This is a genomic window from Brachybacterium ginsengisoli, assembly GCF_002407065.1.
GTDB classification, from domain to species: domain Bacteria; phylum Actinomycetota; class Actinomycetes; order Actinomycetales; family Dermabacteraceae; genus Brachybacterium; species Brachybacterium ginsengisoli.
Genome location: NZ_CP023564.1, coordinates 3,400,216 through 3,413,497 on the forward strand (window position 1 = coordinate 3,400,216; position 13,282 = coordinate 3,413,497).

General features: G+C 72.9%; 15 protein-coding genes. 2 read left to right on the forward strand and 13 right to left on the reverse strand.

The window, feature by feature from the left end; genetic code table 11:
• Window positions 1-2: 2 nt before the first annotated feature.
• From CFK41_RS15270 to CFK41_RS15310, 9 genes are all read right to left on the reverse strand, one after another.
• The gene (locus CFK41_RS15270; RefSeq protein WP_096800446.1) at window positions 3-992 is read right to left on the reverse strand and encodes an alpha-ketoacid dehydrogenase subunit beta; all 990 of its coding nucleotides are present in this window, start codon (window positions 990-992) and stop codon (window positions 3-5) included.
• Window positions 989-2,077, reverse strand: coding sequence for a thiamine pyrophosphate-dependent dehydrogenase E1 component subunit alpha (locus CFK41_RS15275; protein ID WP_096800447.1), 1,089 nt, complete (start codon window positions 2,075-2,077; stop codon window positions 989-991). The genes CFK41_RS15270 and CFK41_RS15275 overlap by 4 nt, the downstream gene beginning before the upstream one ends.
• On the reverse strand, window positions 2,074-3,375 hold the full coding sequence (locus tag CFK41_RS15280; protein WP_096800448.1) for an NAD(P)H-dependent oxidoreductase: 1,302 nt from the start codon (window positions 3,373-3,375) through the stop codon (window positions 2,074-2,076). The genes CFK41_RS15275 and CFK41_RS15280 overlap by 4 nt, the downstream gene beginning before the upstream one ends.
• The gene (locus CFK41_RS15285) at window positions 3,372-3,806 is read right to left on the reverse strand and encodes a transcriptional regulator GutM (RefSeq protein ID WP_096800449.1); all 435 of its coding nucleotides are present in this window, start codon (window positions 3,804-3,806) and stop codon (window positions 3,372-3,374) included. Before CFK41_RS15285 ends, CFK41_RS15280 begins: the two co-directional genes overlap by 4 nt.
• A gap of 36 nt (window positions 3,807-3,842) precedes the next feature.
• A complete protein-coding gene (locus CFK41_RS15290) occupies window positions 3,843-4,211 on the reverse strand; it encodes a PTS glucitol/sorbitol transporter subunit IIA (protein ID WP_227873110.1) in 369 nt (122 codons plus the stop codon).
• 92 nt (window positions 4,212-4,303) lie between these two features.
• Complete coding sequence (srlE, locus tag CFK41_RS15295) at window positions 4,304-5,392, reverse strand: PTS glucitol/sorbitol transporter subunit IIB (protein WP_096800450.1); 1,089 nt, start codon at window positions 5,390-5,392, stop codon at window positions 4,304-4,306.
• A complete protein-coding gene (srlA, locus tag CFK41_RS15300) occupies window positions 5,389-6,075 on the reverse strand; it encodes a PTS glucitol/sorbitol transporter subunit IIC (RefSeq protein WP_227873111.1) in 687 nt (228 codons plus the stop codon). Before srlA ends, srlE begins: the two co-directional genes overlap by 4 nt.
• Before the next feature lie 830 nt (window positions 6,076-6,905).
• Entirely contained in the window at window positions 6,906-7,754 is an 849-nt protein-coding gene (locus tag CFK41_RS15305; protein ID WP_096800451.1) for an aldo/keto reductase, read from the reverse strand.
• A gap of 106 nt (window positions 7,755-7,860) precedes the next feature.
• Complete coding sequence (locus CFK41_RS15310) at window positions 7,861-8,484, reverse strand: DUF998 domain-containing protein (RefSeq protein WP_096800452.1); 624 nt, start codon at window positions 8,482-8,484, stop codon at window positions 7,861-7,863.
• A 118-nt stretch (window positions 8,485-8,602) separates the two neighbouring features.
• On the opposite strand from CFK41_RS15310, the gene CFK41_RS15315 reads away from it, so the two are divergent.
• The gene (locus CFK41_RS15315; RefSeq protein ID WP_169928840.1) at window positions 8,603-8,962 is read left to right on the forward strand and encodes a MerR family transcriptional regulator; all 360 of its coding nucleotides are present in this window, start codon (window positions 8,603-8,605) and stop codon (window positions 8,960-8,962) included.
• Between the two features lie 24 nt (window positions 8,963-8,986).
• On the opposite strand, the gene CFK41_RS15320 is transcribed toward CFK41_RS15315, so the two are convergent.
• Window positions 8,987-9,454: an NUDIX domain-containing protein gene (locus CFK41_RS15320; RefSeq protein WP_096800454.1), complete on the reverse strand. Its 468-nt coding sequence runs from the start codon at window positions 9,452-9,454 to the stop codon at window positions 8,987-8,989.
• Window positions 9,451-10,005 carry a PTS sugar transporter subunit IIA gene (locus tag CFK41_RS15325; protein WP_096800455.1) on the reverse strand — a complete coding sequence of 185 codons (555 nt, stop codon included), beginning with the start codon at window positions 10,003-10,005 and terminating at the stop codon, window positions 9,451-9,453. Before CFK41_RS15325 ends, CFK41_RS15320 begins: the two co-directional genes overlap by 4 nt.
• Window positions 10,006-10,121: 116 nt before the next feature.
• Between CFK41_RS15325 and CFK41_RS15330 the strand changes: the two genes are divergently transcribed.
• Window positions 10,122-11,078 (forward strand): sugar-binding transcriptional regulator, encoded by a 957-nt coding sequence (locus CFK41_RS15330; protein WP_096800456.1) that lies wholly within the window; start codon window positions 10,122-10,124, stop codon window positions 11,076-11,078.
• Between the two features lie 22 nt (window positions 11,079-11,100).
• On the opposite strand, the gene CFK41_RS15335 is transcribed toward CFK41_RS15330, so the two are convergent.
• Window positions 11,101-11,988, reverse strand: a complete 888-nt coding sequence (locus tag CFK41_RS15335; RefSeq protein ID WP_096800457.1) for an aminotransferase class IV — start codon at window positions 11,986-11,988, stop codon at window positions 11,101-11,103.
• Window positions 11,989-12,099: 111 nt separating this feature from the next.
• Window positions 12,100-13,260, reverse strand: a complete 1,161-nt coding sequence (locus tag CFK41_RS15340; protein WP_096800458.1) for a hypothetical protein — start codon at window positions 13,258-13,260, stop codon at window positions 12,100-12,102.
• Window positions 13,261-13,282 lie beyond the last annotated feature (22 nt).

Consider the following 13,282-nt stretch of genomic DNA (forward strand, 5'->3'; position numbering starts at 1 on the left):
GCTCACCACTCCTTCACGAGCGCGGCGGCCTCGCGGACGATGTCGTCCACCTGCGGGACCGCGGCCTTCTCGAGCTCGGGGTTGTACGGGATGGGGACGTCGAGGCCGCACAGGCGCCGCACCGGGGCCTGCAGGTGGCCGAAGGCGCTGGACTCCACGATCGAGGCGGAGATCTCGCCCATGAAGCCGCCGAAGCGCACGGATTCCTGGACCAGCAGGGCGCGGCCCGTGCGGGTCACGCTGTCCACGATGAGCGGCAGGTCCAGGGGCTTCAGCGTGCGGGGGTCGATGACCTCGGCGCTGATCCCCTCCTCGGCCAGCCGATCGGCCGCCTCGAGGGAGCGCTGCACCTCGACGCCGGTGGCGACGATGGTGAGGTCGGTGCCCTCGCGCTCGATCCTGCCCACGCCCAGGCGGCCCACCTCGAAGGTCTCGGGCACCTCAAAGGTCTGCTTGTACAGCAGCTTGTGCTCGAGCACCATCACCGGGTTCGGGTCCTCGAGCGCGGCGAGCAGCAGCTCGGCGGCGTCGGTCGCGGTCGAGGGCATCACGACCTTCAGCCCCGGAATGCACGTGAACCAGGCCTCGAGGGACTGCGAGTGCTGGGCGGCGGCGCCCGTGCCCGAGCCGCCGGGCGCCCGGATCACGAGCGGCACGTTCGCCTGCCCGCCCACCATGAAGTGGAGCTTCGCCGCCTGGTTGGCGATCTGGTCCATGGCCTGGGCCGTGAAGTCGGAGAACTGGATCTCCACGATGGGGCGCATGCCGGTGATCGCGGCGCCCACCCCCATCCCCACGAGCCCCAGCTCGGAGATGGTGGTGTCCCGCACCCGCTCGGGACCGAAGCGGTCGATGAGGTCGTTCTCGACGCCGAAGGCGCCGCCGTACAGGCCCACGTCCTCCCCCATCAGGAAGACCCGCTCGTCGGCGGTCATGGCCTGGGCCATCGCCTCGCGGATGGCCTCGGAGTAGGTCATCTCCCTCGTGGTCATCGTCCTGCCTCCGCATCATCGGTGGTGGCGCCGACGGTCAGGGCCCCGACGGCATCGCGGGTGTCGGTCGCGTCCACCGCCGAGGGAGCGTAGACGGCGTCCAGCAGCGCGGCGGGGTCCGGGTCCTCGCCCTGGGTGCCGAAGATGACGGACTCGCGGATCGCGGTGCGTGCCCCGGCCTGGATCTCGTCGAGCCGGCTCTGGTCGAGGACCCCGGACTCCAGCAGGCGGTGGGTGAAGGCCGCGATGGGGTCCTTCTCCTTCCACTGCGCGATCTCCTCCTTGGAGCGGTACCGGTTCTTGTCCGACTTCGAGTGCCCGCGCCAGCGGTAGGTGATGGCCTCGACGAAGCTCGGCCCCTCCCCGGCCCGGGCCCGGTCGATCGCCCGACGGGTCGCCTCGGCGACGGCGTGGACGTCGTTGCCGTCGACGCTCTCGCCAGGGATGCCGTAGCCTGCGGCCTTGACCGCGAGGTTCTCGACCTTGAAGGCCTTCTGCGAGGACATGGACATGCCGTACTGGTTGTTCTCGCAGACGAACACCACCGGCAGGCTCCACATGGAGGCGAGGGTGAGGGCCTCGTGCCAGGCTCCCTCGCCCACGGCGCCGTCACCGTGGAAGCAGACGGCGACCTTCCCGTTGCCGGTGAGCTGGTTGGTCAGCCCGGCGCCGGCCGCGATCGGCACGCCGCCGGCGACGATGCCGTTGGCGCCGAGGTTGCCGGTGGCGACGTCGGCGATGTGCATCGATCCTCCGCGACCGCGGCAGTAGCCGTTGTCCTTGGCCAGCAGCTCGGCCATCATCCGCCCCAGCTCGGCGCCGCGGGCGATGCAGTGCCCGTGGCCGCGGTGAGTGGAGGTGATCTGGTCGCCCTCCTCGAGGTTCAGGCAGGTCCCGGTGGGCACGGCCTCCATGCCGATGGACAGGTGCATGGTCCCGTGCATCATGCCGCGTCCGTAGAGGTCCTCGACCGCCTCCTCGAACAGGCGGATCCGCCACATCGTCGCGAGCGCCTCGCCCGCGACCTCCGGATCCTCCAGCAGGGCGTCCGGCGCGGGCGCCGTGGTGGTGCGGGGCGCGGTCATCGGATCACCCCGCGGGCGAGCATCGCGTCCTGCATCCGGCGCATCGCCACCAGCGGCCGCGACTCGTCCAGGAGCACGTCGGCGTAGGTCAGGGCCTGCCCGGCGGGGACGTCCCGGACCAGGGTCGAGGTGGCGGCCAGGGCGACCGGCAGCAGGTCCTGCTCACGGGCCTGGGCGGCGTCGTACGCAGTGCCGTGCACGTGGTGGCCGCCGATCCCCTCCAGGGCGGTCCCCTCGGCGAGGTCGGACTTCGCCACGGCGACGACGTCGGCCGTCCAGGCGGTCGCGGCGAAGGAGGGCCGACGGTCCAGCACGGCCTCGCCGATCGAGAGCGGCGCCTCGATGGAGGCGAGGTGGAAGGGCCGGTAGATCTGGAAGTGGTTCCCCTCGCCCGGCAGGCGCAGGTAGTGCAGCTCCTCGGTGACCACGTCGCTGTCGGAGCGGACCACCACGAAGACGCCCGGGGCGACGTCACCGGTCACGTACTCGACCACGGGCCCCTCCCCGGTGAGGATCCCGCCCGCGGCGGCCGGCCGCATCGCGGCGGAGAGCCCCGCGAGATCCACGGCGGCGCCGTGCATGCCCGGGGTCTCGATCGCGTAGCCGGTGGCGTTGGCGAGCGCGGCCATCTCGATCTGGGTCTTGGTGCCGTCGGTGAAGGAGGTGAGCATCTTGGGGTTCATGCCCTTGCGCTCGGCCTCCTCGGCCACGTCCTCGGGGACGTCGGTGGGGCGCATCGGGTTGTTCTTGCCCTTGCCCGCCACGACCACCTCGAGCCCGAGGTCCTCGGCGTACTCGACGAGCTTGAGGCACTCGACGGGCTCGTCGCCGCGGCACACCGTGTACACCGCGCTGCCGGAGGCCGCGGTGCGGGCCAGGAGCAGGCCCACGGTGACGTCGGCCTCCACGGTCATGAGGGCGACGTCCATGCCGGCCAGCACGCACGACATCGCCACCTGCGCGGCCACGTCCGGGATCCCGGAGACCTCGACGACGATGTCCAGGGGCAGCTCGGCCAGGCGCAGGCCGTCGTCCAGCACGGCGGCGTGGCCGGAGTCGATGACCTCGGCGGCGTGCTCGATGCTGGTGGCGCGCTCCACGTCGGTGCGGCCCGCCCCGGCCAGGGCGGCCTCGGCGCGGTCGATCGCGACGTCGGCGACGGCCGAGACCTCCATCCCGCGGGCGCGGTGCACCTGTGCGACCAGGCCCGATCCCATCTGGCCGGCGCCGACGATGCCGACGCGGACGGGGCGGCCGAGCGCGGCCTCGCGCTCGACCAGACGCTGTGTGTAGCTCATGCCGGGGTTCCTTCCGGGGTGACCGTGCGGGCGGCGCGCGCACGGAGGGATCGGGTGGGCTTGGCGGTCTCGCGGAACTGGGTGGTGGCCTGCTCCAGCGCCGTGACCATGTGCTTGCTGGTGGCCCGCTCGAGGACGCCGCGGAGGCCGCCCTCGAGGAAGCCGGCGCGGTGGAACCGCGCGAGCACCGTCGAGCCCTGCATGGTGCGGGCCTCGAGGATGCGACGGGTGGTGGAGTCGACGGCGAGGATCACCACGCAGCCGCGCAGGAAGCCCTTGCCACGACCGGAGACGATGACCACGCCGTTGCGGTCGTGGGTGTCCGCGAGGTCGCGGATCGCGCCGACGTAGGCGCGGTGCTGCTGATAGCTGAACGCGAAGGAGAGGACGATCGCGACGATCAGCAGAGCGATGAATCCGAGCTGGTCCATGGAGTGCTCCTCGAAGGATGGGAGGGGAGGTGGGGGTCAGGCCGAGCGCAGGACGATCCGGTCGCCGACGCCGGGCGGGACGGCCTCGCCGCGCACGTGCACCGCGCCCGGCAGCAGGTTCTGGTCCACGGAGTTGACGTAGAGGACCACATGGCCGAGCTCGTCCAGGTTCTCGGTGGCCTTCTCCCCCACCTCGTCCACGGGGTAGTCCCGACCCGCGACCTCGAACACGTCCCCCACCCGGATCTCCCGCTGCGGTGCGCCGTCCGGGGAGTGGACGACGGAGACGTCGGCCAGGGCCGGCGGCACCGGCTCGGCGAACAGGATCAGCACGCCGGCGTCGAGCATCTCCTGGGCATCGGGGCCGATGCGGGTGATGGTGGTGGTCCAGAGGGTGGTGCTCACAGCGGGGTGCTCCTTGCGGGTCGCGGGTCGGGACTGGTGCGGGTGGGGTGGTGCGGGTGGGGTGGTGCGGGTGGAGTGGGGTGTCGGGCGGGTCAGTTGACGAGGAAGCCGGCGAAGTACGCCAGGATCACCGCGATCGGCGAGGTGATCAGGCGGGAGAAGAGCACGGCGGGCACACCCACCGAGACCGTCTCCGGCTTCGCCTCCCCGAGGGACAGGCCGACGGGGATGAAGTCGCAGCCCACCTGGCCGTTGATCGCGAACAGGGTGGGCAGCGCGTACTGGACGGGCAGGTTGCCGGCCGCGATCTGCGTACCCATCAGCACGCCCACGACCTGGGCGATCGCGGCGCCGGGGCCGAGGATCGGGGACAGGATCGGGATCGCGGTGATGACGCCCAGCAGGATCAGCCCGAGCGGGTTGCCGACCAGCGGCGTGACCAGGTGGGCGATGCCCTCGGAGATCCCGGTGTAGGTGACGATGCCGATCAGCAGCGACACGTACGCCATGAACGGGATGATCGTCTGCAGGCACAGCTGGACCGCCTGGCGGCCCGAGGAGAGCAGGGTGTTGATGAGGTAGCCGATGACGCTGCCGAACTTCACCACCACTCCGGTGAACCCGCCCATGCCGCCGCCGGCCATCGCGGCCCCGGTCTGCTCCATCCGCTCCTGCTTGGAGGGCAGGGCCGCGGGATCGACGGCGGTGCGGCCGTCGGCCGTGGATCCGTCCGCCGTGCGTCCGTCGGACGCAGTGCCGGCCGTCGCGGCGGCGCCGGTGGTGGCGGCCGCGGCGGTGGCAGCGTCGTCGGACTCCAGGAGCTCGATGTCGCCGGCGCCGACCGCGGAGACGAAGATGTCCGCCGTGATGAACTGCGCCAGCGGGCCCGAGGGCTCCCCGGGGTAGACGTCGACGGTGGGGATCCGCTTCTTGGGATAGACGCCGATGCGGGCGGTGCCGCCGCAGTTGATGACCGCGACCAGCACCTTGTCGTCCTCGACGTGGTTCTTGAAGCCGTCCACGGCGGTGGCTCCGGTGAGCTCCGCGATGCGGGCGGCGACGGGGTGGATGCCGCCGCCCGTGACGGACAGGACGACGTCCTTGGTCTCGGTGGGGGTCAGGGTGAGCCCGTCGCCCCAGCCGCCGCGACCGCGACGGACATGGACGCTGTGGGTGCTCATCGCAGGCCCCCCTGGATGCTGCCGGCCGCGTAGTCCTCGTCGAACTGGTCGAACTTCGCGCGGTCGGGGCTGCGACGGATCATCACCTCGGTGATCCACTGGGTGACGATGCCGCGGAGCAGGATGACCACGATGCCCACCACGAAGTACATGACGGCGAGCTTCGCGTAGGCATCGGGGTTGATCGCGAGCACGCCCGCGCTGACGCCGGTCCACACGAAGATCTCCCCCGCGTTGGCGTGCGGGAAGAAGCTCGTGACCGGGTGGACGAACGAGACGGCCGAGTCGTAGAACGCCGGCTTCTGGCGCTCGGGCAGGAAGCGTCCGAAGGTGTAGGCCATCGGGTTGGTGAGCATGATGACCGCGAGGATCGGCATCACCGTGTAGCGGGTGAGCGCGTACTTCCCGGACCAGCGCACGGCGCGGGTGACCCGCTCCTCGCCGATCCAGGTGGTGACCGCGTACATCGCGGTGAGCAGGACGATCAGCAGCGGAAGGATCCCGGTGAAGAGACCGGTGAAGCTCTCCGCGGCGGCCTGGAACAGGCCGATGAAGTGCTCGGCGAACCAGGTGACGGCCTTCATCACCGGGTTGTCGGCGCCGACGGCGGGAGCGGGATCCGCGAGGATCGTTCCTCCCGCGAGCAGCTGGCTGTCGAGCCCCGTGAGGGCGGGGACGGTCATGGTGAATCTCCTTCGATCCACGCAGCGCTCCTCGGGGAGGGCGCTGCTCGAGACGGCGAGGGCACGGACCGGCCTCGATCTCCCGGTCGTCACCTTCGTGACTACTTTTCGCACACCGGTGTGCACGTGCAGATCATGGTGCCCCCGCTCACACCTGCACGCAAGTGTTACGACAAGAAGTCACATCTGTGACGATGTGCGGTGCGCGCGAGGACAAGGCGCCACCAACGGGGTCGGCCCGGCCCGCCCCACCCGCGCCTCATCCCGCCCCGCGCCTCACCTCGCCGGCCCGGCCCGGCCCGCGCCTCACCTCGCCGGCCCGGCCCGCCCCGTGAGCGAGCACAAAGTTTTGTCCAGGCACGACCGATGTGGAGCGCCACATCGGTCGTGCCTGGACATTTCTGGATCGAAGCGAGCCTGGTGGGCCGACGGCGCCGGTGAGCAGTCCGCGCAGGCCGTCCCGCACCCAGCAGCCTGCTCCCGCCTCACACCGCCCCACCGCGCGAGTTTTGTCGCCTGACGACCTATGCGGTCCCTCGCATCGGTCGTGAACAGACACTTCTGCGCCAAGGCGAGCCCGCCGACGGGCTGGTGTGCGCCAGCGCGGGCTCGCCGACGGGCTGGTGTGCGCGGGGGCGGGCTCGCCGACGGGCCAGCGGGCGCGGAGCGACAGGCAGGCGGGCTCTCCGCCGCGTCGGCGGGCGCGGGCTCGGCCGACGGGCGGGCGCGGGGCCGATCACCGGTGCAGGCGCCCGCCGGCCGCCCGAGGGGTCGAGCCCGGGGGGGGGTCGGGCCCGGGGGGTCGGGCCCGGGGGGTCGGGCCTCGGGGGTCAGGCCCCCTGGTGCCCGGCGAAGTCGTTCGGGTTCGCGCCGCGGCGGCCGGGCTCGCCCTGGTGCAGCTCGCTGATCCGGGCCACCTCGTCCTCGGCGAGGGTTAGCTCGAGGGAGGCGAGGTTCGAGGCGATCCGCTCGGGCGTGACGGACTTCGGGATCACCACGTTGCCGAGCGCCAGGTTCCAGGCGATCATCACCTGCGCGGGGCTCGCGTCATGCGCCGCGGCGATCTCGGTGATCACGGGGTCCTCGAGCTCGCCGCCGCCCTGGCCCAGCGGCGACCAGGACTCGGTGACGATCCCCTTGGACGCATGGAACTCGCGCAGCTCGGGCTGGTTGAAGTACGGGTGCAGCTCGATCTGGTTGAGCACGGGCAGCACACCGGTCTCGGCCTCGATCTTCTCGAGGTCCTCGATGCGGAAGTTCGAGGTGCCGATCGAGCGGATCCGGCCCTGCTCCTGGAGCTCCACGAGCGCCTTCCAGGTCTCCACGGCCAGGCCCTTCGAGGGCGCGGGCCAGTGGACCAGGTAGAGGTCGAGCTCCTCGAGCCCGAGGTCCTTCATGGTGGCGTCGAAGGAGGCCAGGGTCGCGTCGTACCCCTGGTCCTGGTTGGGGACCTTCGAGGTCACGAAGACCTCGTCGCGGTCCAGGCCCGCGGTCTTCAGCGCCTGGCCCACCCCGGCCTCGTTGTTGTAGCCGCGGGCGGTGTCGACGTGGCGGTAGCCGGCCTCGAGGGCCTTGACGACGACGTCGGCCGCGACCTCGTTCTCGACCTGCCACACGCCGTAGCCGAGCTGCGGGATGGAACGTCCGTCGCGGAAGGGGAGACGGGGCGAGGTGGTCATGATGCTCCTTGCTCTCGTGGACCGCGGGCGTGCGCGGCGGGGGTCCCTGCCAAGATAGCGCTCTCCCCCGCCCGGGACCAGCCGATCCGCCACCTTGACGTCCTGGTCAGCGCACTGCGAGCCCGGTCGCGGCGAGCAGTGGGGCGAGGGTGACCAGCAGGATGAACGCCCGCTCGGCGAGCCCGAAGGTGCGTCGGCGCAGAGCGCGCACGACGAGGGAGATCACCAGTGCGGCGAGTGCGATCGCGGCCAGCGTGTGCACGCCGTCGTAGAGCCACGGGACGGCGAGCCCCCGCCCGCCGCGGGCCCCGGAGCCGTCGCCGAGCAGGTCCCCGAGCGGCCCGATCGTGGAGTACGCGATCGTGAACCAGGCGATCGCGAGCAGCAGGTGGGCGCGGCCGCGCATGGTGACCGGTGCGTCGGGCCCGTCGGTCGGCACCATCGGCATCACGGCGAGCACCCCGGCCAGCACCAGCAGCCAGATGCCCACTCCCGTGCCCTCCGGACCGGGCACGGCCAGCGCCGCGAGTCCGAGCGCCACCCAGGCGGCCGACGCCGTCCACGACGCGATCCCCGCGATCCGACGCGTCCCCGGTTCGCGGGAGGCGGCGTAGTCGCTGACGGTGTCCCGCACCGGGTCGATCCCGCCCGGCCGCACGTGGAGCAGCGCGAACAGCAGGATCCGCACGGCGAACAGCGCGACGGCGACGAGGGCGAGCAGGTGGGTCATGGGCGTTCCTCCGGTGGTTCGGGACGATGGGAGGAACGCTAGAGTCTCCAGTCACTGGAAGGTCAAGGCCCCGCGACGACCGCTGCGACCACGACGACCACGGACGGACGGAGCATCGATGCGGATCGGAGAGCTCGCGCGGCGCACGGGGGTCACCCCGTCCACGCTGCGCTTCTACGAGGAGCAGGACATGTTCAGCCCCGGGCAGGTGCTGCGTACGCCCAACGGGTATCGCGACTACACCGAGGGCGCCCGGCAGCGGGTGGCGCTGATCCTCGCCGGTCGTGGAGCGGGGTTCTCCCTGCTCGATATGCGCACCCAGATGCGCGACTGGCCCACGATGACGGACGCGGAGCGCGAGCAGATCCTGCGCGCCCAGCTCGCGGTGCTCGATCAGCGCGCGGCGGAGATCGACCGCAGCCGCGCCGAGATCCGGGAGGTCCTGGGGATCTTCTCCGCGCGCCGCGCGGAGGCCTGAGCGCGGCCGGTCAGGCCCTCCCGGTCAGGCGCGCTGCACGCCCAACGAGAGCGGCCGGTCGCTGGGATCGGACTCGAGCCAGCGGGCGAGGGCGGGCGGCTGCACATCGAACTCGGCAAGGCGGTCCAGGGGCAGCCAGGCGGTGCCGGCCTGGCGAGGATCGGGGTCGGTGCCCTCGCCGGGCTCCTCCCCCTCGGCGAGCCCGCACCAGTAGGCGAGGTTGACCTGGTGGAACGGGTCGATCGGGGTGCCGTCGCGCACGCTGCGGTCGGCCATGAACTCGAACAGCAGCGCCATCTGGTGCACCTCGACCAGGGCGCCGATCTCCTCGCGGCACTCACGGATCAGGGCGGAGGGCTGGTCCTCCCCGTGGTCCTGGCCGCCGCCGGGCAGCTCGAACAGCTCGCGGCCGTCGGGGTCGATGTACCGGTTCATGAGGACCTGGCGGTCCCGGATGATGAGGGCCTTCACGGCCACGCGGGGCGTCCTCATGCCTCGACCCCCTGGGCGTCGTCGCCGCGGCCGACGGGCTCCGGCCCCTCCCCCGTCGGCAGGACCTCCGCGAGGCGCCGCGCGGCACGCCCGCGCAGATCCTCGTCGTCCTCGGCGGCGAGCAGGTCCGCGACCGCGGACTCGTCGCGGAGCAGCCCCATCAGGCGCTGCAGGGCGGCCAGGTGCTCCCGGGCGTCGGTGAGCAGCGGCATCGCCACCAGGCGCACCTCGACCGTGCCCGCCGACGACCCCATCTCGCCGAAGGGGACCGGCCGGGCCAGGGTCGCGAGCGCGAGACCCGGGACCAGCACGTGCTGCGGATCCGCATGCGGGATCGCCGTCGGGACCGGGGTGGGGAGCCCCGTGGGATACGTGCGCTCCCGGGCGAGCAGGGCTGCGGGGAAGGCGTCGGTCACTGCTCCCTGGTCCAGCAGGCGCCCGGCGAGGGAGCGCAGCACGTCCCCGTCGTCGGAGGCGTCCAGGTGCGCGACCACCACGTTCAGCCGCAGCGGCGGGCGGGGATCGGCAGGCGGTGTCGGTTCGGTGCTCATGGTTCCTCCCGGGGGTCGCCCACGATTCTGACATCCCGGGCCCGCCGCCTGCGTACGCTGGGCGCTGACGCCCGCTCGCGCCCCCGCGACCGGCAGGAACCTGCCCAGGAGCATCCATGCCCGCCCCTCGTGACACCGCCGTCGTCGTGCGGGCCGCGCGCCTGTACTACGAGCAGGGCCGCTCCCAGACCGAGGTCGCCGAGGCGCTCGACCTCTCCCGGTCCAACGTCTCCCGCATCCTCGCCCAGGCGCGGGACCGCGGCATCGTCGAGATCACGATCCACGACCCCGACGGGCCGCCCCAGCGGGACGAGGCGCTCGAGGTCGCGCTGCGCACCACCTTCTCCCTGCGTGAGGCGCATGTGGTCTCCGCTCCGCGCACCCCGGCGATGGAGTCGGTGGCGCGGGAGGGCGCGGCCGTGCTCACCGAGCGGCTCACCTCGGCGCGGAGCGTGGGCATCTCCTGGGGCGAGACGGTCCAGCGCGTGGTCGCCGAGCTGGAGACCCTGCGCCCCCGACCCACACCCGAGGTGCTGCCCCTGGTGGGAGGGCACAGCACCCTGGATCAGTTCGACTCGGGCGAGTCCGTGCTGCGGGTCCTCGCCTCCCGGATCGGCGCCACGCCGCGCACGCTCTACGCCCCGGCCGTCCTGGAGAGCGCGACGGCGGTCGCGACGCTGCTCGGGGAGTCGAGCATCGGCGAGGTGCTCGCCGCGGCCGCCCGGGTGGAGCTCGCCCTGGTGGGCATCGGCTCGCTGGGCGTGCACTCCTCCGCGCACGTGCTGGACCTGATGCGGCTCAGCGCCGCCGAGCGCACCGCCTTCGAGGACCAGCAGCCCGTCGGCGACGTGTGCGGGCGCTTCGTCGACACCCACGGGGTGCCGCTGGGGGCGCCGACGGATCAGCGCGTGCTCGCGGTGACCTTCTCGGAGCTGCTGCGGATCCCCGAGGTGGTGGGCGTCGCGGCCGGAGCCGAGAAGGCGCCCGGCGTGCTCGGCGTGCTGCGCAGCGGCGCGATCCACACCGCGGTGCTCGACGTGGACCTGGCCCGCCAGGTCCTCGCCCTCTGCTGAGCGCGCCGCACGCCCCGGACGGTCAGGCCTGGCCGGCGAGGACCTTCTCGAAGCGGGCGGTGAGCTCGTGGTCGACCGGCAGCTCGGCGTCGTCGAGGTGTGTGATCGGGGCGGCGAGCCGGGTCGAGGAGAGCAGCCAGGCGCCGTCGGAGCCGGCCACGTCCTCCACCGTCATCAGCTCCTCGCGTCCCTGGAGGCCCTCCTTCTCCAGCCAGGTGAAGAGGGAGGCGACGCTCGTGCCCGCCAGCACGCCGGCGCTCACCGGGGTGGTGAGGAACTCGTCGCCGCGGCGCACCAGCAGCGTGGACGTCGGCCCCTCGAGCACGTAGCCGTCGCTCGCGCGGAACAGCACGTCGGCCGCCCCGCGGCGCTTGGCCTCGCGCACGGCGGCCATGTTCACGGCGTAGCTGAGCGTCTTCGCGCCCTGGAGCAGCCATGGGCTGGTCTCGGCGGCGGTGGTGGGCAGGCCGCGGTCCAGCACGGCGACCTTCATGCCGCTGCGGTACGGGCTCCAGTCGTCCGAGACCCGGGCGTGGATCCAGCAGGTGGGGACTCCGTCGCCCTCGATGCCGCGGGTGAGCATCACGCGCACGCTGAGCTCGGCGACCGGGGCGTGGGCGGCGATCGCGGCATCGACGGCCTCGGCGATGACCTGCACGTCGGGCACGGGGAGCTCGATCTGGGCGGCGCTGCGGGCGAGCCGCGCGAGGTGGGGGCCGACGTTGACGGGCGCCCCGTCGAAGGCGCCGATGGTCTCGAAGACGCCGTCACCGCGGGTGGCGACGAGGTCGGTGACTGACAGCTGCGGCACGGTCGCGTCGGCCAGGTGGAACAGGGCCCCGCCATCGACCGGGGCGCCGGTGGCACCGGGGACGAGCACGAGGACCGGAGCGGGGCTGGTGGAGGTCATGTCTGGGCTCCTGATCGGGGGGCCTCATAGAGGAAGAGGCGGTCCGACCAGGGTAGACCCGCGACCGCGCTCACCTCCCACCGAGCGCTCAGGAGGTGCGGCGAGGGCACCTCAGCGTCGCGCGGTGCCGCCCGTTCCCGCGCCGCCGGTGCCGATGCCGATGCCGCCCGAGCCGATCTCGTCCCCGACGGAGGAGGCGTCGCCGCCGTGGCCCATGGCGTCACCGAGCATCTCCAGCAGACGCTCCAGGAGCGTCGTGGGCCCCCCGTCGCTCACCCCGAGCGGGCTGTGCGCCCCGCCGCCAGCGCTCTGCGCGGGGCCCTCGGCCGTGGCCTGCAGCCCGCTCGTCGCGCTCGACGCCTCGCCACCGCCGGTCTCTGCACTCGCTCCTCCGGCGACATCGGACGGCGCGGCATCGGCCCCTGCGGCATCGGACGCCGACGCACCACCGTCACCGCCACCGGAGCCGCCGCTGCCCGATCCACCAGTGGAACCGCCCCCGCCCTCACCGGCACCGGAGCCGCTGTCGGAACCGCTCTCACCGCCGCCGGGCGTCGAGCCCTCGCCGGCCGCCGCGGCACCGGCGTCCGCGCCGCCGCCCGCACCCGGTGCGGCGCTCTCCGCCGCCTCGCCGCCACCCGCCTCGCCGGGCCCTGCGGTCGAGGCCCCGATCAGATCGCTCAGCCCTGCCGCGGGCCCGAGGCCCGTCAGCAGGTTCTCGAGGCCCTGCCCGAGCCCGATCGCGCGCGAGACCAGGTCCGCGAGGAGGCCGCCCAGAGCGCTGCCGAGGAACGCCCCGAGGAAGGCTGCACGGCCCTCCGGAGTGCTGAGCACCTCCCGCAGCAGCGCCTCGAGCGGCCCCGCCGAGCCGCCCGGCCCACCGGGGGCGCCGAGGCCCGAGGCACCGCCGCCCAGCAGATCCCCCAGCAGATCCTCCGCGCGACGGAACACGTCCTGCAGGAACTCCCCCGGGCTCGACCAGCCGCCGCCGAATCCCCAGCCGTCGGGGGCGGAGGCCTCGTCCTGCGCGTCGGCGTGCTGGCCGAGGCGTCGTGCCTGGAGCCGGAGCTCGAACTCCTGGTCCTGCAGGCCCGCGCGCCCCACTCGGGACCAGTCGGCGCGGAAGCGCTCAGCGTCCTCGCCGTCCCACTCCAGGGAGTCGATGGTCGCGGACAGCGCGCTCTCGAGGTCGGCCAGGGCGGTGGCGCGGCGCGAGAGGACAGCGCTCATCGTGCGCAGAGCCTCGGTGTCCGCGCCCCAGAATCCGTTCATCCCCCGACGGCCCTCGCTCTCT

Excerpts from the sequence above, each read along its gene's own strand:
- CFK41_RS15270 (WP_096800446.1), bottom strand. The coding sequence starts at position 992 with ATGACCACGAGGGAGATGACCTACTCCGAGGCCATCCGCGAGGCGATG.
- CFK41_RS15335 (WP_096800457.1), bottom strand. The coding sequence starts at position 11,988 with ATGACCTCCACCAGCCCCGCTCCGGTCCTCGTGCTCGTCCCCGGTGCC.
- CFK41_RS15315 (WP_169928840.1), top strand. The coding sequence starts at position 8,603 with ATGCGGATCGGAGAGCTCGCGCGGCGCACGGGGGTCACCCCGTCCACG.
- CFK41_RS15320 (WP_096800454.1), bottom strand. The coding sequence starts at position 9,454 with ATGAGGACGCCCCGCGTGGCCGTGAAGGCCCTCATCATCCGGGACCGC.
- CFK41_RS15310 (WP_096800452.1), bottom strand. The coding sequence starts at position 8,484 with ATGACCCACCTGCTCGCCCTCGTCGCCGTCGCGCTGTTCGCCGTGCGG.
- CFK41_RS15275 (WP_096800447.1), bottom strand. The coding sequence starts at position 2,077 with ATGACCGCGCCCCGCACCACCACGGCGCCCGCGCCGGACGCCCTGCTG.
- CFK41_RS15280 (WP_096800448.1), bottom strand. The coding sequence starts at position 3,375 with ATGAGCTACACACAGCGTCTGGTCGAGCGCGAGGCCGCGCTCGGCCGC.
- CFK41_RS15285 (WP_096800449.1), bottom strand. The coding sequence starts at position 3,806 with ATGGACCAGCTCGGATTCATCGCTCTGCTGATCGTCGCGATCGTCCTC.
- CFK41_RS15325 (WP_096800455.1), bottom strand. The coding sequence starts at position 10,005 with ATGAGCACCGAACCGACACCGCCTGCCGATCCCCGCCCGCCGCTGCGG.
- srlE (WP_096800450.1), bottom strand. The coding sequence starts at position 5,392 with ATGAGCACCCACAGCGTCCATGTCCGTCGCGGTCGCGGCGGCTGGGGC.
- srlA (WP_227873111.1), bottom strand. The coding sequence starts at position 6,075 with ATGACCGTCCCCGCCCTCACGGGGCTCGACAGCCAGCTGCTCGCGGGA.
- CFK41_RS15305 (WP_096800451.1), bottom strand. The coding sequence starts at position 7,754 with ATGACCACCTCGCCCCGTCTCCCCTTCCGCGACGGACGTTCCATCCCG.
- CFK41_RS15340 (WP_096800458.1), bottom strand. The coding sequence starts at position 13,260 with ATGAACGGATTCTGGGGCGCGGACACCGAGGCTCTGCGCACGATGAGC.
- CFK41_RS15330 (WP_096800456.1), top strand. The coding sequence starts at position 10,122 with ATGCCCGCCCCTCGTGACACCGCCGTCGTCGTGCGGGCCGCGCGCCTG.